We start from the raw sequence: 22,436 nt of genomic DNA, 5'->3' as shown, positions 1-22,436 counted from the left end.
TTCACCTCTTCCCCACTCTTGGTCTAATTAAAGGTCGGTGCTAATAAAAAGCCCAGCTTATGCCGGGCTTTCTACACTCATGTGTCGATTAGAAACGCAGTGCGACACCGACCTTGTATCTTGCTTCGCCTTCGAAGCTCCATACCGGGTAGTTATCTTTAAATTCGGCAATCACATTTTCGTTGTCGACTGGTGAGACGCCTATCTGAATGCTGTCTTCCTCAGTGAGGTTAACGGCTTCGAAGGTCAAATCCATCCAATCGGTGACGCTGTAGTTCATGCTCAGATCCAACGAACCATAGTCTTGGTGCTGACGATTACCATAGAAGCCTGGCAACTCGCGGATCATATATTCGCTACGCCAGTTGTAGGCAAGACGGGCAGAGAAGCTATCCATCTCGTAGTAGCCCACCAGGTTAACTGTGTGCTTCGACGAGTCAGAGAATACTCCCACCTCATCAGGATAGTTCTCGGCAGGTGAACCGGCATCGGCGAAGGTATAGTTAACCGAGTAGCCTAAGCCATTTTCGAACGAGTCTTGCAGCTGCAGCTCAACCCCTTCTATACGACCACCGTTTGCATTGTATTTCTCACTGACGGTCCAGCAATCGTACACGCCAACCCCACAAGCGCTGCCGCCTTGCTCCTTAAGGTTGTTATCCTCGATGCCTATCTGCTGGTTAAGCTTCTGACGTGTGGTGATGAACGAACTCACGTCTTTGATGAAGTAGGTCAAAGAAGCGAGACCTTCGCCACCGAAGTACCACTCTAAGCTGACATCGGCTTGGGTCGCCTTAAATGGATCAAGCGCTACAGAACCGCGGTTTAACTTTTCGTTACCCGGCGTACCATCGTTTAAACCAGGCAGTGTCGATGTGGCAAACAGCTCCGCATAGTTAGGACGAGATATCACCTGAGCCGCGGTAGTACGCAACAAGAGATCCGGTGCTAAGTCGAACGTCACGTTGATGCTTGGCAATACGTCACTGTAGCTCGACTTGTCAGTGCTCAACTCATCGGCAAACTGACCGCTTGAGCTCAGCGCATAGTAGTCAGACTCGATATCGGTAGAGATGAAACGTAGACCGAAGTTACCGCGGATCCCTTCAGCTTCGAAGTTAGCCATGGCATAAGCGGCCAGGTTTTTCTCATTCAGGGTGCCGTAACCAGACTTGTCACGAGTAAAGCCGTCCACAGAAGCCTTGGCATCACGGATCATGGCATCAAAATTAGGCTTAGGCAGGGTAAAGCCTGCGCCAGAAGAGATAGTACCTGAATAGTATTCAGAGGCATCTTTAGCCACTATGTTACCCACGATAGCCGCGTCAGTCTGCTGTGTCACGTCATGGTCGGCATAGCGCACACCCGCCTTGATAGAAGTGATGGCACCAAGATCAACCGGGAAAGTCAGGTCAAACTGAGCATAGGTCTCTTCGTCAGTGTTAGGCTGCTTCTTCAGCGCCCAGCCAGCTGTTTCTAGCTGACCGTTAAAGTCGCCCGCACCGAAAGACTTGTTGGCGATGTCGATCAAAATCTTCTCGCCTGTCGCGTCATAATGACCGGCAAAGTCGCCAGGCTGACCAATTGAGTTACCATAGTTAGAGGTCAGGCTGGTACCGCCATCAGCCTTGGTGTTACCTACGCGACCTTCAAGGGTGAAGTTTTCTGCTTCATATTTGAAGTCCAAATCATAGGTATCAGACGACATCTCGGCTTCACGAGCCCAAGTCTGCGCCCAGGCAAATCCACCCTCACCGGTATGGGTGATATCGGTACAGACACCTGCGGCATTGGTCTGATTACAGGTACTAACGCCTTGCTGTGTCGGGAAGAGGAAGATAGAGGTGTTGGCGTTATTTGCCTTAAGATCTAGGCTAGTCACCGTTAGGCCGAACTCTAGGTTGTCGGTTGGACGATACTGAGCTGCGATGTTGTAGGCGGTGCGCTCGCGATCTTGCTGGAAAGTTGTAGGTACTATCTCACCCCAACCTAGCAAGGTTTCGATACCGTTACGTTGATAATCGGTTTGAGAGCCTGCGGCAGAGACTAAGATACCAAAGGTCTCATCGTCGTTTGCCCAGCTATACAGGCCTGAAACGGCAGGATCTGTCGCTTCAGAGACAGTACCGTAATCACCCTTGGCACTTAGAAATAGCGTGTTAGCATCTAAATCCAATGGCTTACGAGTCTTAACGATCACCGTACCACCGATACCACCTTCTGTGATGTCGGCCTGAGAAGACTTATAGACTTCGATGCCACTTACCATCTCGGGTGGCAGTAGAGAGTAGTTAAAGCTACGGTCGATAGCCTGTTGGTCAAACCAACCCGTTGAGGCAACTGAGTGGCCATTTAACAGTGTACGGGTTAACTGAGCAGAGGCACCGCGAATCGACACCTGTTGGCCTTGGCCAAACTGGCGGTTTACGGTAACACCTGGAATACGCCCTAAAGACTCACCAACGTCGCCATCAGGGAACTTACCAATGTCTTCGGCCGTTACGGCATCGACAACGGCATCAGAAAATCGTTTGGCGTTAATAGACGCCTTCATCGAAGCACGTAGACCACGTACTTCAATTTTTTCAATATTGTCAGTATTAACCGCTTCTGCTTCGGCCTCAGCCGCAAAAGCAGAAACAGACACTGCGCCACTCATGAGCAGGGCAATGTTTGTAGCTAGTACACTTTTCTTAAAAGTAGATGGTCGCATCTCGTTTCCCTTCCATAACTTTATTATCTTTTTTCGTATTCATAACCATTCCCGCAGGAATGACAACGCTGTCATGTGAGTACAAAGATTACACAACAATTAACAGATGCGCCACAACAAAATAACCAAAAGCGGGAATTTCTTTGGATTTATACATTCATCAAACAAAATGCACTCTTCAGATGACAATGCAATTGCTTGATAATAATGAGAAAAAATCACTTAAACCTGTAAAAAGACAAAGGTATTTCGGGATAGAAATCAATTTGATGATTGCTTAATAGTGGAAAACTTAGCAATATTGTCGCCAGGGGAAGTGAGATCTGCTGTGTAACCATACAGTACATTGTTTAAGACATATTTGAATTCTGATGCAGCTAGACTCTGCGCAGACACAAAGAGTATCCGCTAGATGAAAGTCACCATTAATGACGTCGCAAAATATGCCGGCGTCTCCATAAAAACGGTTTCACGGGTTACGAATAACGAACCTTCGGTTCGTCAGGCGACAATAGATAAAGTCAATCAGGCCATTGCCGCACTCAACTATCAACCCAATGTGGCAGCCCGTAATCTAGCCGGCACAAAATCCTATGTGATCGCCTTTGTCTACGACAACCCCAATGCCTACTATGTCATTGATATGCAAAATGGTATTTTGTCTTCCTGTAAGCAAAGAGGCTATGAGCTACTCATCCACCCCTGCGATGCCAAGTCCGACAATATCTGCCAGGAGCTGGTCGATATGGTGCGCCAGGCCAGGCTGTCAGGCTTGGTATTAACCCCGCCGCTATCGGAAGACCCAAAAGTCTTGGCGGCCCTAGATCAGATTAACGCCAACTATGTCCGTATTATTGCAGGTGAAGAGGTGAGCCCGACCGACGGTTTATCAATCCTAGTCAATGACAAACATGGCGCGGTATCCATCACTCAGCATCTTATCGACTTGGGACATAAAAATATCGCCTTCCTGAGTGGTGACCACCAGCACGAATCCACCAAGGAACGTCTGGCGGGGTTTAAGGCGGCCCTGCAAAGCAACAACTTAACACTGGATGAGTCAAACATCATTAACGGCCAGTATTCTTTTGAATCGGGCGTTGAAGGGGCTAAAACCCTGCTGGCTAAGTCGCATCGCCCTACCGCCATTGTGGCCTGTAACGATGAAATTGCCGCGGGTGCACTCTTTGCGGCAAGGTTAGCTGGGGTCGCGATACCCGAGGAACTCTCTATCGTTGGTTTCGAGGATAGCCCCTTCTCAAGGCAAACCTGGCCTAAGTTAACCACAGTCCATCAACCTAATAAGTTGATTGCCCAGACGGCGACCGAGTTACTCATCGAAAATCAAGGCAACAAGCAAAGTGAGACGACTCACCAGGTGTTTATTCCTGAACCCGTGATAAGAGACTCATCGACAGAGCCGAGAGACAGCTAATAAAGTTGGGCTCGAGAGACAGACATAAAAAAACCGCTGACTTATCATCAGCGGTTTTCTTTTGGCGAATTTAAACCGCCTCTTCGTTCTCTTCACCGGTACGAATGCGGATCACGCGTTCGACTTCGGTAACAAATATCTTACCGTCACCTATCTTACCCGTTCTAGCGGTATCGACGATGACTTCGAGCGCCTGATCTAGCAGCTCATCTTGAATAACCAGCTCAATTTTCACCTTAGGTAAGAAATCCACCATATACTCGGCACCGCGATAGAGCTCTGTATGCCCCTTCTGGCGCCCAAAACCTTTGACTTCAGAAACCGTCATGCCGGTAATACCGATCTCCGCCAGAGATTCACGCACATCATCTAACTTAAACGGCTTAATAATGGCCTCGACCTTCTTCATCAAACGCTCCCTAAAATTCTACTGACCAAATTCAACAAAACCTAAGCTTATTAGGCACTAGCTTACCACGTCCATCCAAACCACCAAAGATGATTATATCGAGAGATAAAATGATTCAATATTCATAGAGCAGAACAATATATGCCAGTCGCCTAAACCTGACCCAACTCTTCTATACTCAATGAACTCGCCCAAAAAACGAGTTCAGGTCATTGCAGGAAGCATAGACTAAATACAGCAAGGAATAGCCATGAAGCATAGTAATGGATTTACGCTTATTGAATTAATGGTCACTATCGCCGTATCGACCATCCTACTTTCTATAGCCATACCCAATTTGTCGGACTTACATAGAGCTTATCGAGCCGATGCCGCCATAAAAATCATCCAACAAACACTGCAGTTTGCGAGAAATAACGCCATCAACTACGGTGTGCGGGTTACTGTATGTCCGCTCAAAGACAATCACTGTAGCAATGACTGGCATCTAGGGCTCAGCGTTTTCACCGACTCTGGAACCAGTAATCAAATCGACGGCGCAGATAAGTTGCTAATGCAAACCACTACATTCGATAGCAGTGACATTGTCTACTACAACCGAGCCGCCGCTCGTTTTCAACCCGATGGGCTCGCATCGGGCAGCAACGGTACACTTAGGTATTGTCCAGATTCAGCAAACAGCCCTTATTCCAAAGCCGTCATCGTCAATCAGGCCGGTAGAGTGCGATTTTCGAAGGAGAAAAATATTAGCTGCAACCAATAACAAGCTCACAGTAATACTTCACGCCAATTTTAATCAAGCCGACAAATTATTGGCATTAAAAAGAATAGCTTATATATACTGAAATCCTAAAACTTCTCGCTTATACTTTGTATCAGTATCAGCGAGGAACTTTAGATGTGTAACAATAATAAAGGCTTTACCTTAGTAGAATTGATGGTCACCATTGCCGTTGCCGCAATACTCTTGACTATCGGCGTTCCCTCTTTAACCTCTGTATATGAACAAGTTAGGGTAAACAATAACGTTGAAAAAATTCACGATCTCTTCGCTTTTGCCCGCAACCAAGCCGTTAGTTATGGTGCAACGGTAAATGTATGCTCTTTCGCTACGGCAACGTCATGCGGAACAAGTACAGACTGGAGTGGTGGCATCAGAGTTTACATAACTGATGCGACAAATACAGACCATGAACTAAGAGCTATCGATAGTTTCAATAGCCAAGACAAAGTTAAAGCATCGGCCATCTCAATGACTTTTTCCGCTGATGGGCTTTCTTCCGGCGGGACTGTAATCTATTGTCCAAACGGTAGAGCCAGTGATTCGAAGAGCGTTTCTCTAAGCACCAGCGGTATAGTCTCTTATGGGACTGATGGTAACGCCTGCTAAAACTAGAATGTAAAAAGGCCCTACTTTTCGTTGGGGCCTTTTTACATTTGGCTAAATAAAAATATCTAACACTCTATCTTAGTGTTTGGCCATCAATCTTCCTGGCCTTACCACTCGAAAACTCTTCATTTAATGGCACGCATTCCTCAACACTCTTAATGAAATATTTCTTTCCACTGCTATCGCTTAGCCGCTTCCCCACCAAACTATTAGCTCGTATTTTAGCGTCTTTAATATCCCATCGATAAAAAACTACTTGCTCACCTTTCTTAGAGCTTTGAATGAAACACTTATAATCCTGTTTAGCAGCAAATACTGAAGAGGTTACACCTAGCGCAACAACGCTAGATAAAGTTGCAATTAACTTATTCATTTCCAACACTCCGCTGAAGGCCCCTTAACACCTGCCGATGTCATAGTAATAGTGCCACAGGTTGAGTCCCTGCTTGCCTGTGCCCCTTTCGCCGTTGCGGTAATAGTAAAAGAACCAGTACCTGCCGAGGCCAAGCTATAATGACCATGCTCGGTAACAAACGGATTTGCACTTAGCCCTAGCTTGGTCATATCCGTCGCATAAGCACGATTATCTAAATAATACTGCTCCTGTAAATTAGCTACTCTCATCACCGCTGCGACGCCCTCAGAACGTGCGCTCTTGGTGATGTAATCTACGTATGACGGATAAGCTATTGCGGCCAAAATACCAATAATTGCAACAACAATCATCAACTCAATCAGTGTAAAACCAACTAAACGACTCTTCTTCATTAAAACACTACTCATCTATGTGGTAATAAATTTTATTAGTAGTCAGGCCAGACTCTAATCCTACTGTTCCTGTACAGTTTTCCCCATCTTCATCACACTTGCCCTTACCAATAATAAGAACTGGTTCGGACTCGCTTCCTGGATTATCAGGATCTACAGGCGGCGTAATAATCTTAGGAGGTTGAGGGATACAGTTATCACAGACATCAATAACATACTCCTCAGTGAAGCGTCCCCCTTTATGTAAATCCAGCGTATATAGACGTCCAACCGAAGATACACTACAAACGTTTTGGTCTGCCGCAGGTTGAGTTGGAATGAAGGAAGTAAAATATACTTTACCCTTGATGACCACAGATGGAGAAAGGCTCTTCTCACCGGTTACAGCAAAGTTAAAATACCAGCCTTTCTTCGTACCAAACTCAATGTTTTCAGTCTCTGTTGAAGGTGACGCCGAAGTAACATCATAAAGATTAGCAAATGTTATCGGTGTGGGCACTGCTGTACCACCATCTCCAAATTGCTGTGAAATCACATATCGATCCTGTAAGACAAAAAACATATCATCTGTATTTAAATTCAAAGGATCGGCTCTATTACCTGAGCCCAAAGTCACAGCATCATAGGGAACATTTTGATAGGCGACGGTTGTCGTGGTTCCAGAACCATCCGTCACAGTAACTTTCGTTGTATTTGTAAAATAAGTTTGTGCGACGGTAGGCTCATAAAAGAAACGTCGATCGCTCGATGCAATACTCCCCCCCAATTCGGCAAACTTAAATCCACTCCAAGTGCTCTTTTCAGCAGACGGCAAATCCATACGCCAAATGTTTCCGCCTAAATCAGCTGCATAGAGTCGGTCGGTGTAGCCATCACTATTACTGTCTAAGGTCGCGATTGAACCAACGATCGAGTCCTCAATGCCAGCAAGAGATGTATTACCATTGGCGCCAAAACTATGAATTAAATTACCCGTTTCTGCATCTACAAGATAAACCAAACGGCCAACAGAATTAGATCCTACACCGGAATCATACCCCTGATTATATCCACCACCAAAAACAACTACAGGTTTATCTGAACCAGGTATTTTGGTAACCACAGGGGTAGACCAAGTCTGTCCCATATCAGTAAAACCATTGGTATTATTAGTTATCTGCCACATCAAAGATGGAGAATCTGGATTTGTGATATTAATAGCATAATAAGATTGGCCGCCTCTGCGCATCCCAACAAACAACCAAGCTTTGGTTATCGCTCCAGAAGCATTACGCTCAATATGAGCTACAGGAGAGCCATCCATACCGTAGACACTATGTCCCGCTAAATAGCTGTCACGACGTATGGTTGCTAGATTCGGAAGAAGCTGATACGGCATAAATGCCCAACTCTCATTCACTGATGGGCCATAATCCCTAAAAGCATGTAGCGCTCCATGGTTTGTACCTACAAAGATACGAACATTGGATCCATCACCGCCGTAATCAATAGCCAAAGGTTGAGAATGCAGCGGATCCCCCATGATATCCCCTCTAACACCGGAGAAATCCTCAGAGGTCAAAACGCCTTCTGAATCTCTATCGACATTTTTACCCTTGATCCAATCAAATGTAGCAGTCAATTCCGCATCAACATCCAATTTAGCTAGTCCAAGATAAGTCGCTAGAGCATCATCCCCTCCCGCATAACTTGAAGCATTTGTTCGGGTAAGTTTGGCAAACTTTCCTGCACCACCAATATCGCTCCAAATCGTTCGGCTATCAGGATCTATCGTACGCGCAGCGCCACCTAAAACAACATCATTACCGTCATTGCCACCTGTACAAGAACTCCACAGGCTACAAGAGCTTTCGGCAATACCGCCAGAACTGTCAATAGCAGGCTTCCCGGTAGAATCAACTAAGGTACCAGAGGAATTAACTTTAAGCTTCTTCAGATTTCCTGCCCACTTGGGACTCTGTTCTGGACGAAAGAGCGCATAGTAAGCTGAGTCTAATGTTCTCGTCGGATCCGCATTACTAAAAGCGACACCTGGGGCAGAAAAACGCTGTCCCGTCTGCGGAATTGAATCAATAATATTACTAACAGCTGCTTGCAATCCCCTTACATCATTGGCACTTCGATAAGTACCAAAAACCTTCTTACCTTCAGAAGTCATCAAATAGGATCGAGCGGCTGTTTCAACCAACAAAGGTTCTGCCTCAGAATCTTCGCCAAGACTAAAACCTATGGTATGAGTCACTACACGCTGCTTATTTTCTACATCTGGCAATAAATCATTGGCAAACATATATTCTGCTAATGCTGGCAGATAACTTACTTTAGCAGGTTGGTCACCGCTTGCTGCCTTATAGACATACGGATCATCATTTAAAGCCTTGATAAAATCATTAGCACTATCATCTAACACTGGAGCACCATCTGTAATATAGATGACATGCGCAACTTTATTACATTCAGATAAAGGCGTTTTATAATTCGCTCCATCTTCTATGCTGGTATCGTACATAGGGCGATTGGCGGTGTACTTAATATCCTTGCCATTATAATCGGAATCAGCATGCCCATAAGTTATTGGACCGCCTGAGAAGTAACGATATGCTTCAAACAGCGTTTCACATAGTGGCGTATTCGTTTTAGCTGGTAAGTTATTAATGGTACCAAGCAAAGTATCTTTTTCTGCAGATGTTCTAGAGCGTATACCAGCAACGATACGACCACCATCGCTATCCCCTTCATTAGGGAAATTCAGGTTAAAAACCGCTAGACCAAAATCCACCGAAGGTATGGAGCTAATAACACCAGAAATTGCCTTCTTGGCGATTTCTAAACGAGTAAACCCTTCTCCGTCGGGGGGGATTGGCAATAAATTATTCTTATATAGGGTATACCAGCGTAAATAATTATCGGTATAGAGAGTTACCAACTCCCCATTATTCCAACCTAAATTTTTTGCTCTCTCTTGTGCATTAGTTGAATCATCCCACGGCGAATTTACATCTCCATCTTTAGGAAAACCACGGGTAAAGCCAGTTTTATAAGCACTGCCATCATCATTGTTACTGTTGTAACCTAATTCAATGTCTTCCCAGCAATCTATGGGGTTATTCGTCTCCGCACCACTATTCTCTTTAATAGGCTGCCAGGTTGCTTTACCCTTACCTTTTTTAATAAACTCCCTGATATAACCGGTGAAACGTCCATACTGATTCAACGCATCCCTGGCGGCTTTACAGCCATTTAAGAAATCATTAAAGCGTCTGGATTCAGAAGGACTATCGGGTACGGGCAGCGATGATTCATCCATCCCGGTACCGACGGTAAAATAGATCATTCTTCCTTGATAAGAGTTCGAACTCCCCACCGCATCATAGACAGTTTCCGGTTCATACCCACCAGGGACACCATCCAAAATGGTATCCATACTTCCTGAATTATCAAAAATAATCAGCACTTGTGGACGTACATTATTCTGTGCTGGATTTAAATAAAGATCAGTATCATCAGCAAAAGACTGAACAGGCAAAGCCAATGCTGTAACTAGGCTTGCAAATAAAATTTTATTAAACTTCATGACCCGCTCCCACTGAGCACTTCCTGCTCAATACCTGTTACAACTAACACTTGTCCCAAATTATCTCGACCAAAACTAACCTGGCTCGAGATTTCAATCCTGCGACATTTAAATAAATCTGTACCACTGGCGGCCGCACTTCTCTGACAAGACACGTTTTTCGGCTGAACAATCAAATTTCCCGCACCGTCATCCACCAATGGCAAAGGCGTTAATACCTGCTTTCCACCAGAAAAAGAGTTCTGATCGTCAATTGTTGTCATGGTAGCCAAAAAAGCCTGTGTTTTATTTAATAGCACGGCAGCAACGCCACCATCGGCCAAGGCTTTTGCTTCAATTCGTTCGGCTCCAGCCCCCGCCATTCTTAAAGACTGAGTAGAATTAACCGCCAATGCAACGCCAATAACCGTCATAAGAATCAAAACGATTAAGGCAAAAAAGAGTACAACGCCTTTCTGTTTGTTCATTTGCAACCTCATTAATTCCTAATCAGCACTGGATTTTCAAGCATGACAGTGGTCGACATTACCTTGCGCCTAAAATGATCCTGAGGAGCTAATATCGTTTTATCGCCTAACTGATATTGAGTCTCATTAGTATAGCTAGAATCCTGATCCACAGAGCGAACAAGCAAAAACACTTTTAGTGCCACGATCCGTTGAAATGATTGGTTGTCCCACATTACGGTATTCACGTTACCAACGGGCACATAGCGATTAGGAATATCATCACCATCATCATCGACACCGTACAAAACCCTTAAGTTTTCTATCCCTTCAACGAGCTGTTCCTCATTATTCATTCCATTTGCGACGGTAAGCGTCCTTCTTCTTAAAACAGGAATCGTTCCATCATTTCTTATGAAATAGATATGATGTTGATACTCCCAAAATCGACTATTTGTGAGTACCGGGGTCACTTGATTGCCCGTAAAAAAAATCGCTTGACTAGAAGTGGTTGCTACATAGTGACTAGACACATTATTTGGAGCCAAGACATTAGGCCCAACCAAACGCTTAATTTGCAATACATCTGTATTAGCATTCACCCCAGTAAGACAATTAAAAGTTACGCCACTAACGCCAGCCTCATAACCCCAAATCCTCCTAAAATGCGAAGGTGTACCATTAGGTAAGGTCGCATTATTAACCCCGCCTCCGATGCAGTCATTAGGGACCGCTGCAGAGGATATTGTTGTATTATTTCCCACAATAAAGTCGGTGCCAGTCATATCCCCCATGAAGGCAAGCTGACTTATGTCTCGTTCCATAATGGCTAAGGCTATACGGCCATTTTCTTGCAGTTGATTAAACTGACTTGTTGTCGTGACATTAGAAGCAGACATGCTAAACATAGTGAAGATGCCTGCCGATAAAAACAGACTAATAACAAGTGCTACCATCAGCTCAACGAGAGACATCCCTGACTGAGTACGCATAATTAAAATCTTCATCCCGTTTAAATCACCGTTTGAACTGAATAGAGTCGTCGATTTGCAGTAGTAGATCCACAATCAGAAGTCGCTGAGGCAATTGAAGTTTCACGAATACCTTTCCAAGCCATGGTAACCAATACACTATTGCCATTAATCACAATACAAGCCGTTGGCGTATCTAACCCTCCAACATTCTGAGTACCTACCTGCTCAGCGGTACCATTGAACAATGTTTGCCACTCATACAGATCCCAAGCAACCATCTCCGAGGACGAACATATTGTAGCTCCTTGACATTGCTTGCTGACTGAACTTGGGGCACCACTATAGGTGCCCGCATAATTTGCTAACTGGGTAGGATTTAACTTCATACGATTGATAATATCGTTGGCGTAGTATGAAGCTTGGGTCTGCTGAAAAGACTCGAAGCTGCCGCGCTTGGAAACAACGTGCAGATTAAATATGCCGATCAGGCCAATAACAAGAATGACGAGCGATACCATCACCTCTATTAGGGAAAACCCTTTCCCACCTTTTACCATGATGTCAAATCTCCGATATTAGCCATACTTTTGACAGTCGTTCCAGCCGTTTAGTCTTTTAAAATCTGAAAGTTAGCATAACTTTAAACTATACTAGTTAATCATAGATTAGTCGAATGTTACTCGCTAGTAATATTAGGTCTAAAAATAAAATTCAATATGCCGAGTGTGATTTTTAGACAATAAAAAAGGAGGCTAAGCCTCCTTTTCTCATCAAAACAGCAAGATACCTATCGCAATTCCGCCGGTACGGCAAATACAGTATCTTCTTTACGCCCTTCTACCTCTGTAATGACACTCGGGGCCAGCTTGGCTATTGCATCGATTACCTGCTGAACGAGGACCTCTGGCGCAGACGCGCCAGCAGTTACGGCGACCTTAGAGATATTGTTAAACCACTCTAATTTTATGTCATCGGCATTGTCGACAAGATAAGACTGAGTGCCCTTCTTGATGGCAAGTTCCATCAAACGGTTCGAATTTGAGCTGTTCTTAGAGCCCACAACAATAAAGAGGTCAACATCATCGGCAACATTACGCACCGCATCTTGTCGGTTTTGGGTGGCATAGCAGATATCGTCCTTACGCGGCCCTTGAATTGAAGGGAAACGCTTCTGCAGGGCGGCGATCACATCTGCGGTATCATCCATAGACAAGGTGGTCTGTGTGACGAAGCAGAGGTTATCTGGATCTTTAACCACTAAGGCCTCAACATCGGCGGGGGACTCCACCAACAACACGCCCCCTTCAGGGTTATCGTATTGTCCCATGGTTCCCTCAACCTCAGGATGGCCCGCATGACCGATAAGAATGCACTCAATTCCCTTACGACTGGCTCTAGTCACCTGAAGGTGTACCTTAGTCACCAAGGGGCATGTCGCATCGAACACTCTCAGACCACGCTTTTTCGCCTCGGCGCGAACCGCCTGAGATACGCCGTGGGCACTGAAGATCACTATGCTGTCATCTGGCACCTGATCTAGCTCGTCGACAAACACGGCGCCCCTGTCTTTCAGATTTTCCACCACATATCTGTTATGTACCACTTCGTGGCGCACATAAATAGGTGGGGAAAACAGCTCGAGCGCTCTTTCGACTATGCTGATGGCCCTGTCGACACCGGCGCAAAAGCCACGTGGATTAGCCAGTTTGATCTGCAAGCCTTGAGGAGGTTGTGTCATGATTAAAGCTCCTGAACCACTTCCAGTTCGAATGTCACCGAGCGCCCCGCCAGCGGATGATTAAGATCGACGGTTACCGAGTCGCCAATCACCTCACGCACTATGCCAGGGATCTCGCTGCCACCAGGACCGGCAAAACTCACGATAACCCCTGTTTCGAGCGTCATATCGGCAGGAAACTTACTTCTGTCCATATGATGAATGGCATCTGGATTTGACTCACCAAAAGCATCGGCGGCGGCCAGGGTAAAGCTATGCTTATCCCCTTGCTTCAGACCCGTGATCTCGGCCTCAAACGCTGGGCTCAGGCTCTGGTCGCCAATGTTTAATTTAGCCGGTTTTCCAGAAGCTTTAGTGCTATCGGCGGTCGAACCGTCCTCCAGCACGATATTCATATGACACAATAATGAACGAGTAACAGTCACGACTTACCCCTTTGCAACGTCTTCGCCGTTTGGCTTACGCTCCGAAATAAACGAATCTAAGATGATGAGCCCTGCGCCAACACAGATCGCCGAATCGGCAATGTTAAAGGCGGGGAAGTGGCTCGTCTTCCAATAAAAATCGAGAAAATCGACCACAAAGCCATGCTGCAATCTGTCGATTAAGTTCCCCAGCGCTCCACCTATCACTAAGGTATAGGCCAGATTCAATCTCCACATCCCTTTGGATTGCTTACGTAACCAGACGGTAAGCAAGGTACTAAAACCGACGGCAACCAAGGTAAACAGCCAACGCTGCCACCCTCCGGCATCACTTAAGAAGCTAAAAGCCGCACCATAATTTCTCACATAGGTGAAATTAAAAAATGGCAGCAGGTTAATTGACTCTCTCAGGTCAAAATTGGCTAATACCCATTGTTTGGATAGTTGATCGGCAATAAACACCAATACAACTACCCAATACCAACGTAAGCCACTCTCTTTCCAGCTAGATGGCATTCGACTCCCTTATGCGAACTGACGCTGTTCGCCATCACCTTCGATGTTGGTCACACAGCGGGTACACAGCAGTGGATGCGCTTCGACCTGACCCACATCTTCTCTGTGATGCCAGCAGCGATCGCACTTGGCCGCTTCAGTCTTAGCCACTAATAGTTTCAACCCGGCCAGCTCAGTTTCAACTGCATCGGCACCGGCACTAGCCAGTGGTGCAATCTGAGTATTAGAGGTCAGCAGTACGAAACGCAGTTCATCGCCAAGCAGCGCCAAAGACTCGGTGAGCGCCTCATCGGCGTAGAGAGTCACTTCGGCTTCTAAGGAGCCACCGACACGCTGCTCGCGGCGTGCCTGCTCGATGGCCTTGTTCACCTCGTCACGAACCGTGATAAGGTTTGCCCAGTAATCATCGCTCAGGTCGCTATCCAGCGTCACAGAGGCCAAGCCTTCGAACCAGGTCTGAGTAAAGACAAACTCTTCACGCTCACCCGGTAGCGATTGCCATACTTCATCGGCGGTGAAGCTCAGGATAGGCGCAATCCAGCGCACCATGGCTTCGGCGATCAGGAACAGCGCGCTTTGACAGCTACGACGAGCCAGGCTGTCACGTTTAGCCGTATATTGTCTATCTTTGATGATATCCAGATAGAAGCTGCCAAGCTCGACAGAGCAGAACTGCATCAGTTTCTGAGTCACCAAATGGAAGTTGTATTGCTCGTAAGCTTCCAGGATCTCGGTTTGCAAGGCCGCAGCGCGACGTACCACCCAGCGATCTAACGCCACCATATCTTCGACGGCAACGGTGTCGTTTACCGGATCGAAACCATTCAGGTTAGCAAGCAGGAAGCGAGCCGTGTTACGGATACGACGATAGGCATCGGCACTACGCTTGAGGATCTCGTCAGATACCGTCATCTCACCACTGTAATCGGTCGCCGCAACCCAAAGACGTAGAATGTCTGCGCCAAGCTTGTTGGTGACTTGCAGCGGCGCGATCACGTTACCGATAGACTTAGACATCTTACGGCCCTGGCCGTCTACGGTGAAACCGTGAGTCAGCACCTGCTTGTATGGCGCCTTACCACTCATGGCGGTAGAGATCATCAGTGATGACATGAACCAACCACGGTGCTGATCGCTACCTTCGAGGTAAAGGTCGACAGGATGGCCGTTGTACTCGGGACGTGCGGCAACCACCGACGAGAAAGTTGAACCTGAGTCATACCACACATCTAAGGTATCTGTGACCTTACGATATTGGTCAGCCTCTTCACCCAATAGCTCTGCAGCGTCGAGATCCCACCAAGCCTGAATACCTTCTTGCTCGATTCTGTGGGCAACACGCTCCATCAGGGCGACGCTATCAGGATGCAACTCTTCGGTATCACGGTGCACAAACAGGGTAATAGGCACGCCCCAAGTACGCTGGCGAGAGATACACCAATCAGGACGGTTCTCAACCATCTTTTCGATTCGGCTCTGCCCCCAGTCAGGGATCCATTGGGTCTTCTCGATCTCGCTCAGTGACTGAGTACGTAAGCCTTTTTGGTCCATAGAGATGAACCACTGCGGCGTCGCGCGGAAGATGATAGGCGTCTTATGGCGCCAGCAGTGTGGGTAGCTGTGACGATAGGCCACATGATTCAGCAGCGCGCCCTTCTCTTCAAGCAGTGCAACTACATTGTCGTTGGCCTTAAACACGTGTTGACCGGCAAAGAACTCGGTATCTGGCTTATAGACACCGTTGTCTCCAACAGGGTTAGCCACTTCCAGGCCATATTTTTGACCAATCACAAAGTCGTCCTGACCATGGCCAGGCGCCGTATGAACCACACCCGTACCTGAGTCAACCGTGACGTGATCACCAATGATGACAGGCACATCGAAATCATAGAAAGGATGCTTAAAGCGCAACAGTTCAAGGGCCTGCCCTTTCACCGTACCCAGCACGCGATGTGACTCGGCGCCATAACGCTCAACGCAAGACTCTACAAGTTCCTGCGCCACGATGATCGCGCGCTTGTTACCTTCTTTAGTGTACTCAACCAGATCGTAATCGATATCACCGGCCATAGAGAGACCGCGGTTAGCAGGCAGTGTCCAAGGCGTCGTGGTCCAGATAACGGTCGCGACATCGGCTTCACACTGCTCTACACCAAACTTAGCCAGCACAGTCGCCTTATCGACCGCTAGGAAAGCGACATCTACTGCTGGTGAAGTCTTATCTTCATACTCCACCTCGGCTTCAGCCAGGGCCGAACCACAATCGGTACACCAATGCACCGGCTTAACACCTTTGTGTAGGTGGCCGTTATCGATAACCTTAGCCAAAGAGCGAACTATGTTGGCCTCGGTATCAAAGTTCATGGTGAGATAAGGATTCTGCCAGTCGCCCAACACGCCAAGACGGATAAAGTCTTCACGCTGACCATCTACCTGGGCAGCTGCGTACTCACGACACTTTTGACGAAACTCGGCCGCAGACACCTTCTGGCCTGGCTTACCCACTTTCTGCTCGACCTTAAGCTCAATAGGCAGACCGTGACAGTCCCAACCAGGAATATAAGGTGCATCGAAACCCGACAGGGTCTTCGACTTGATAATAATGTCTTTAAGGATCTTATTTACTGAGTGACCAATATGAATACTACCGTTAGCGTACGGTGGGCCATCATGCAGAATGAATGGCTTGGCACCTGTGCGGCTTTCACGAATCTTTTGGTACAGCTTCTTTTCTGTCCAAGATTTCAACATCTCTGGCTCGCGTTTCGCCAGATTACCACGCATCGGAAACTCAGTTTCCGGCAAGTTTAAAGTAGATTTATAGTCGCTCATTGATCCTATACCGTTAATTTAGCTGATCGCTCTCAGCCTGCATCGCAGCCAAGCAGGGCCTTGGCCCTGTCAGCATCATCTTTAATTTGTAGCTTCAGCGCATCTAATGACTTAAATGGCTGTTCATCCCTAATCTTTGCCACCAGCTCGACTTCGACTGTGCGACCATAGAGGTCTCCATCAAAATCAAACAAATGGACTTCTAACTGACAATTTTGTCCATTGACCGTAGGCCTAAAGCCCACGTTTGCCACCCCTTCATAGATGTCACTACCATCCCAAAATAGCCTGACGGCAAAGACGCCCCGTACCGGAGACACCTTACGTTTCAAGGCGATGTTGGCAGTGGGAAAGCCTATGGTGCGGCCAATTTTCTCGCCGTGGGCAACTTTGCCACTCAGCGCATAGGGATGGCCCAGCAGACGTCTTGCCTGCTCTAGGTTGCCTTTGGCGAGCAGCCCCCGAATCTCGGTGGAACTCACCCGCTTATCCCCCAAGATAAAGCTGTGAGTATTGACCACGGCGAAACCATATTTTTCACCGGCGGCCTTTAGCATCTCAAAATTACCGCGTCGCTGCTTGCCAAAACAGAAGTCATCGCCAACCACCAGGTATTTGACCCCCAGCTGTTGCACCAGGAGATCCTCGATAAAGGCTTCGGCGGGCATGGCGGCAAACTTCTGATTAAAATTGACGCATAGCAGACGATCTATGCCCAGCTCATCGAGCAAGACTATCTTATCGCGCAGCAGACTCAGCCTAGCCGGGGCATTATCCCCCTTAAACAACTCTTGCGGCTGAGGTTCGAATGTCATGAGTGTTGCTGGAACCCCATGTTGCTTGGCTTTTTTCACAAGTGCAGCAATGACTTCGGCATGCCCACGATGCACACCATCAAAATTACCAATAGTCAGCACGCAGCCCTGGTGTCGGGGTAAAATATTATGTATACCGCGGATCAGTTCCATTACATTCAATAACTAGCAAGCATAAGTTCGCGGATTATATACTAGCTCAAGATGATTATCAGCAATCAAAAGCCAGCTTTCATCCTCCAGGGGCGAATTCCTAACAATAACATAGCCAGCAGATAGACCACAGCCCCCGCACCAATCAAATATGCAAGCTGAGTTGCCCTGCCCACAAAGGAGAGTGTCAGCCAGGTTTCCATGCTAGGTAACAACTGATAGAGCACGGCGATCATCAGCGCGGCAGCTACCAAGGTTTTCCCCATAAACACAAGGGTTTGCCTTGAGATTTGATAAACACCAGCACGATGTAGACCGCGATAAAGCAGGCTGGCATTGAGCAGTGCCGATAGCGAGGTAGCTATCGCCAACCCCACATAGCCGAAAGGAAACACAAAAATCAGATTAAACACCATGTTACTGACCATGGCGACGATACCGTAGCGCACCGGCGTCTTGGTATCCTGACGAGAATAATACCCAGGGGCCAACACCTTGATCAGCATGAAACTCAGCAGACCCGAACCATAAGCCATTAAACTGTAGGAGGCCATATCGACATCATCTATCGTGAAGGCACCGCGCATAAACAGCACCATCAACATGGGCTTGGCCAAGACGATCAGCCCACACATGGCCGGAACCCCCATCAGCAGAATCGCCTTGATCCCCCAATCCATCGTCTTGGCAAACCCATCACCTTCGGCGTTGACATGTTTCTTCGACAGGGCCGGCAAGATAACGGTAGCAATCGCGATACCAAACAGACCTAAGGGGAACTCCAGCAGTCGATCTGAGTAGTAGAGCCAACTGATGGAGCCCGTCACCAAGAAACTGGCGATAAAGGTATCGAGCAGCAGATTGATCTGCGACACAGACACGCCAAACAGCGCGGGCAGCATCAGGGTGCGGATCTTAACGACGCCCGGGTGATGCCAGCCCCACGACGGCTTAACCAAGGCCTTCTCTCTAAATAGAAAAGGAATCTGAAACAGAAACTGGATCAGGCCACCGGCGAAAACGCCCCAAGCAAGGCCTATCTCCGGCTGATCGAGCTTAGGCGCCAGAAACAGCGCCGCACTGATGATGGCGACATTCAAAAAAACCGGGGTAAAAGCCGACACCGCGAAACGACCTCGGGTATTGAGTATCGAACCCGCCAAGGCGGTAAAGGTAATAAACCAAAGATAGGGGAAGGTGATCTTCAACATTAGTGATGCAAGTTCAAACTTCTGACCATTTGGCTCATCGTTTAGCCAGGCCAAAAACCAGCCGCCGCCAAACAGAGCCGTTAATAGTGGCGAGGCGATCACCCCCACCAGAGTCACCAAGGTCACCACCAGCCCGAGCGTACCGGTCACCTTGGCCAGCAACTCGCGAACCGCCTGGTCGTCATGTTTCTCTTGATATTCGGTCAATACCGGCACAAAGGCCTGGGCGAAGGCGCCTTCGGCAAATAATCGGCGTAAAAAATTTGGGATCTTATTGGCAAAAAAGAAGACGTCGGCGCTACTCCCTGCTCCCATCAAATTGGCGATAACCACGTCTCGCACTAAACCTAAAACACGAGAAATCAGCGTCATAGCACTCACGATCATGCCTGACTTAAAAAGTTTCTTGCTCAAAGCTCCCCCTGAAACGAGCATCACAGGTGTATCGAGCAAGTTAAAAAGTCGACTTACCCCCTGTCACCAAGCAGCAAATACTGCTAGAATTGCGCCCCATATTACACGAGTTAGGTTGAAGAAGGCCAAGTCTGCTCTGATTAATTTATCTTTAAGATAAAGATCCGATCATTGTCATTGACAAACTGACGAAAAAAAGGCATATTCCTCGACCTTTAAAAATATCTAACCCTTTTAGGAGTTGCACCTTGGCTAATAGCAAGTCTGCAAAGAAGCGCGCGCTTCAATCTGAAAAACGTCGTCAGCACAACGCTAGCCGTCGTTCTATGCTACGTTCTTACGTTAAGAAAGTTATCGCTGCGATCAACACTGGCGATCACAAAGCGGCAACTGAAGCATTCAATGCTGCACAACCAATTGTTGACCGTATGGCGACTAAAGGTCTTATTCACAAGAATAAAGCTGCCCGTCATAAGGCTCGTCTAAACGCTAAGATCAAAGCACTGGCTGCTTAATCTTTTAGCGATATAAAAAAACCGGCTTAGGCCGGTTTTTTTGTACCTGTCGCCCGAGTACTAGGTCAACTTCCCTTCAGTATTACAGGCATAGGCCTAAGCTAAAAAACAAAAAAGCTGATGGCCTACAGCCCATCAGCTTTCTATCTGCGCTATTCTCAAGCCGTTTAGTGGCAATAGATAGTGTTAAGTAACTTAATAATTTCAGATACTTCCTTGCTTTTTAGCGAATAAAATACCGTTTGCGCTTCTTTTCGCGTTTCGACCAAATTGTCTTTACGAAGCCATGCTAAGTGTTGCGACAGCGCAGATTGGCTAAGCCCCAGCTTTTTATTCATCTCACCGACGCACATCTCACCTTCGCTCAACAAGTAGCATAAGATGAACAGCCGGCGTTCATTTGCTAAAGCCTTTAGCAATACAACAGCATTATCCGCTCGTTGCTGCATCAATTCTATATTCATTACGAGCAATTTCTCCTAAAACAAACCCCGGCACTAATATAGCGTTGACTTAAAGATATAGTCGGGACATGAAGCACACTTTTTGCTAGATTGTTTTCAAAAATGGGACATACGTAATAAAAATAAAGGAAACTCATGAAAAGCTCCCCTATCACCCTCCTTTCCACGCTCTTTTTTACCGGGTTATTAGCATGCCAAAACGCGTTAGCAACAGACACAAATCAAAGTGTTAGCCAAATGCTTCAGCAAGAGGCGCTCGCTTCCAGCCTGGCATTCGATATTGTCGAATCGCTAACTGTCGAGGTAGGCCCTAGACTCGCGGGCAGCGAGAAAGATCTGATCGCCGTTCAGTGGGCAGAGAAAAAACTCGCCTCACTTGGGTTCGACAGAGTCTATAAGGAAGCGGTACAGGTGCCCGTATGGCAACGAGGCGAGGCCAAAGCCAATATTGTCTCTCCCTATGCACAGCCACTGGTGATCACCGCCCTTGGTGGCAGTATCGGCACGCCCGAAGAAGGTATCAGCGCGCCAATCGTCCGTTTCGAGACCCTGGATGCCCTTAAACAAGCCGATCCAAGCCAGGTCACAGGAAAAATCGTCTTTATCGATCACATCACCCCAAGGTTCAAGACAGGCAAAGGCTACGGCATGACGGTAGGCGGACGCTCGCGCGGCGCGATTGCGGCGGCAGAGAAAGGCGCGCTAGCCATAGTGATCCGCTCTATCGGCACAGACCATGACAGAATGGCTCATACTGGCATGATGCGCTACCAGGACGGGGTTGATAAGATCCCAGCAGCGGCCATGTCCAACCCTGATGCGGACTTGATCACCCTGATGCTAAAGCGCGATCCCAATGTCGTGATGCACCTAGAGATGAGCCCCAAGAACCTGGGCTATGCCACATCCTACAACGTGATTGCCGAGGTCACCGGCAGTAGCAAGCCCGACGAGATAGTGCTCATCGGTGCCCATCTGGATTCTTGGGACGAAGGAACCGGTGCCATCGACGACGGCGCAGGTGTAGCCATTGTCACCGCCGCAGGCCACTATATTGCTCAATTACCCACAAAACCTGCTCGCACGGTACGTGTCGTCCTCTACGCCGCTGAAGAGCTAGGGTTAATTGGCGGCAAGAGCTACGCCAAAGAGCATCAAGCGGAACTGGCCAAACACTATATAGCCGCCGAATCCGACTTTGGTGCTGGACCTATCTACCAAATCGACTTTAACGTCGCCGACAAGGCCTTCGGCGCCGTACAGGCCCATACAAGCTCGATGCAGGATAACGGCGTCGCTCCCGGCAACAACAAGGCCTCTGGCGGCCCTGATGTCTCCATGTTGCCCGGCTACGGAGTCCCGGTTGCGTCACTGAGACAAGATGGCAGCGACTATTTCGACTATCACCACACGCCAAACGATACCTTGGATAAAATCGATCCCAAGGCGCTAGCGCAAAATGCGGCGGCCTATGCCCAGTTTGCTTACCTAATGGCCCAGTCTGAAATCAAGCTAAGGCCACTTACCCCTAAGGCAAAATAAATAGCGAAAAACAGCGGCCGCCAGCACCTTTACGCCGACGACAGACAAAAAAAGCAGCCTATGGCTGCTTTTTTATCGCGCTTGCTGAGCCATTAACTAACT

At 47.5% G+C, this 22,436-nt stretch carries 20 protein-coding genes; 5 read left to right on the top strand and 15 right to left on the bottom strand.

Going from position 1 to position 22,436, the window contains the following annotated elements; genetic code table 11:
* Positions 1–88 precede the first annotated feature (88 nt).
* A complete protein-coding gene (locus tag L1D43_RS02925) occupies positions 89–2,713 on the bottom strand; it encodes a TonB-dependent receptor (RefSeq protein ID WP_239849888.1) in 2,625 nt (874 codons plus the stop codon).
* A 412-nt stretch (positions 2,714–3,125) separates the two neighbouring features.
* On the opposite strand from L1D43_RS02925, the gene L1D43_RS02920 reads away from it, so the two are divergent.
* Positions 3,126–4,148, top strand: coding sequence for a LacI family DNA-binding transcriptional regulator (locus L1D43_RS02920; protein WP_239849887.1), 1,023 nt, complete (start codon positions 3,126–3,128; stop codon positions 4,146–4,148).
* Between the two features lie 70 nt (positions 4,149–4,218).
* Here L1D43_RS02920 and L1D43_RS02915 read toward each other — a convergent pair whose 3' ends face one another.
* Complete coding sequence (locus tag L1D43_RS02915) at positions 4,219–4,557, bottom strand: P-II family nitrogen regulator (RefSeq protein WP_239849886.1); 339 nt, start codon at positions 4,555–4,557, stop codon at positions 4,219–4,221.
* A gap of 250 nt (positions 4,558–4,807) precedes the next feature.
* Between L1D43_RS02915 and L1D43_RS02910 the strand changes: the two genes are divergently transcribed.
* The gene (locus L1D43_RS02910) at positions 4,808–5,320 is read left to right on the top strand and encodes a GspH/FimT family pseudopilin (protein ID WP_239849885.1); all 513 of its coding nucleotides are present in this window, start codon (positions 4,808–4,810) and stop codon (positions 5,318–5,320) included.
* A 135-nt stretch (positions 5,321–5,455) separates the two neighbouring features.
* Complete coding sequence (locus L1D43_RS02905; RefSeq protein ID WP_239849884.1) at positions 5,456–5,947, top strand: GspH/FimT family pseudopilin; 492 nt, start codon at positions 5,456–5,458, stop codon at positions 5,945–5,947.
* Positions 5,948–6,020: 73 nt separating this feature from the next.
* Here the strand turns inward: L1D43_RS02905 and L1D43_RS02900 are convergent, their stop codons facing one another.
* The 12 genes from L1D43_RS02900 to murJ form a co-directional block, all read right to left on the bottom strand.
* Positions 6,021–6,320: a TapY2 family type IVa secretion system protein gene (locus L1D43_RS02900; protein WP_239849883.1), complete on the bottom strand. Its 300-nt coding sequence runs from the start codon at positions 6,318–6,320 to the stop codon at positions 6,021–6,023.
* Positions 6,317–6,715: a type IV pilin protein gene (locus L1D43_RS02895; protein WP_239849882.1), complete on the bottom strand. Its 399-nt coding sequence runs from the start codon at positions 6,713–6,715 to the stop codon at positions 6,317–6,319. The genes L1D43_RS02900 and L1D43_RS02895 overlap by 4 nt, the downstream gene beginning before the upstream one ends.
* Positions 6,716–6,722: 7 nt before the next feature.
* The gene (locus L1D43_RS02890) at positions 6,723–10,289 is read right to left on the bottom strand and encodes a PilC/PilY family type IV pilus protein (protein WP_239849881.1); all 3,567 of its coding nucleotides are present in this window, start codon (positions 10,287–10,289) and stop codon (positions 6,723–6,725) included.
* Entirely contained in the window at positions 10,286–10,756 is a 471-nt protein-coding gene (locus tag L1D43_RS02885; protein ID WP_041510551.1) for a pilus assembly PilX N-terminal domain-containing protein, read from the bottom strand. The genes L1D43_RS02890 and L1D43_RS02885 overlap by 4 nt, the downstream gene beginning before the upstream one ends.
* Before the next feature lie 11 nt (positions 10,757–10,767).
* Positions 10,768–11,742: a PilW family protein gene (locus L1D43_RS02880; protein WP_239849880.1), complete on the bottom strand. Its 975-nt coding sequence runs from the start codon at positions 11,740–11,742 to the stop codon at positions 10,768–10,770.
* Positions 11,743–11,747: 5 nt separating this feature from the next.
* Positions 11,748–12,266, bottom strand: coding sequence for a type IV pilus modification protein PilV (pilV, locus tag L1D43_RS02875; protein ID WP_239849879.1), 519 nt, complete (start codon positions 12,264–12,266; stop codon positions 11,748–11,750).
* Between the two features lie 230 nt (positions 12,267–12,496).
* Entirely contained in the window at positions 12,497–13,426 is a 930-nt protein-coding gene (gene ispH / locus L1D43_RS02870; protein ID WP_200890553.1) for a 4-hydroxy-3-methylbut-2-enyl diphosphate reductase, read from the bottom strand.
* Between the two features lie 23 nt (positions 13,427–13,449).
* Complete coding sequence (fkpB, locus tag L1D43_RS02865) at positions 13,450–13,872, bottom strand: FKBP-type peptidyl-prolyl cis-trans isomerase (RefSeq protein ID WP_239849878.1); 423 nt, start codon at positions 13,870–13,872, stop codon at positions 13,450–13,452.
* 3 nt (positions 13,873–13,875) lie between these two features.
* Positions 13,876–14,388: a signal peptidase II gene (gene lspA / locus L1D43_RS02860; RefSeq protein ID WP_041510402.1), complete on the bottom strand. Its 513-nt coding sequence runs from the start codon at positions 14,386–14,388 to the stop codon at positions 13,876–13,878.
* A gap of 9 nt (positions 14,389–14,397) precedes the next feature.
* Complete coding sequence (gene ileS / locus L1D43_RS02855; RefSeq protein ID WP_239849877.1) at positions 14,398–17,220, bottom strand: isoleucine--tRNA ligase; 2,823 nt, start codon at positions 17,218–17,220, stop codon at positions 14,398–14,400.
* Between the two features lie 32 nt (positions 17,221–17,252).
* Complete coding sequence (ribF, locus tag L1D43_RS02850) at positions 17,253–18,188, bottom strand: bifunctional riboflavin kinase/FAD synthetase (RefSeq protein WP_239849876.1); 936 nt, start codon at positions 18,186–18,188, stop codon at positions 17,253–17,255.
* 65 nt (positions 18,189–18,253) lie between these two features.
* Positions 18,254–19,813, bottom strand: coding sequence for a murein biosynthesis integral membrane protein MurJ (gene murJ / locus L1D43_RS02845; protein ID WP_239849875.1), 1,560 nt, complete (start codon positions 19,811–19,813; stop codon positions 18,254–18,256).
* Between the two features lie 248 nt (positions 19,814–20,061).
* Here murJ and rpsT point away from each other — a divergent pair, with 248 nt between their 5' ends.
* Complete coding sequence (gene rpsT, locus L1D43_RS02840; RefSeq protein WP_011864900.1) at positions 20,062–20,328, top strand: 30S ribosomal protein S20; 267 nt, start codon at positions 20,062–20,064, stop codon at positions 20,326–20,328.
* A 167-nt stretch (positions 20,329–20,495) separates the two neighbouring features.
* Here rpsT and L1D43_RS02835 read toward each other — a convergent pair whose 3' ends face one another.
* The gene (locus tag L1D43_RS02835) at positions 20,496–20,792 is read right to left on the bottom strand and encodes a metalloregulator ArsR/SmtB family transcription factor (RefSeq protein ID WP_011864899.1); all 297 of its coding nucleotides are present in this window, start codon (positions 20,790–20,792) and stop codon (positions 20,496–20,498) included.
* A 135-nt stretch (positions 20,793–20,927) separates the two neighbouring features.
* On the opposite strand from L1D43_RS02835, the gene L1D43_RS02830 reads away from it, so the two are divergent.
* The gene (locus L1D43_RS02830; RefSeq protein WP_239849874.1) at positions 20,928–22,334 is read left to right on the top strand and encodes a M28 family peptidase; all 1,407 of its coding nucleotides are present in this window, start codon (positions 20,928–20,930) and stop codon (positions 22,332–22,334) included.
* Positions 22,335–22,436 lie beyond the last annotated feature (102 nt).

Source organism: Shewanella sp. Isolate8 (assembly GCF_022398495.1).
In the GTDB taxonomy this organism is placed as follows: Bacteria; Pseudomonadota; Gammaproteobacteria; order Enterobacterales; family Shewanellaceae; genus Shewanella; species Shewanella aquimarina.
This window is presented reverse-complemented; position numbering and strand designations above follow the sequence as displayed.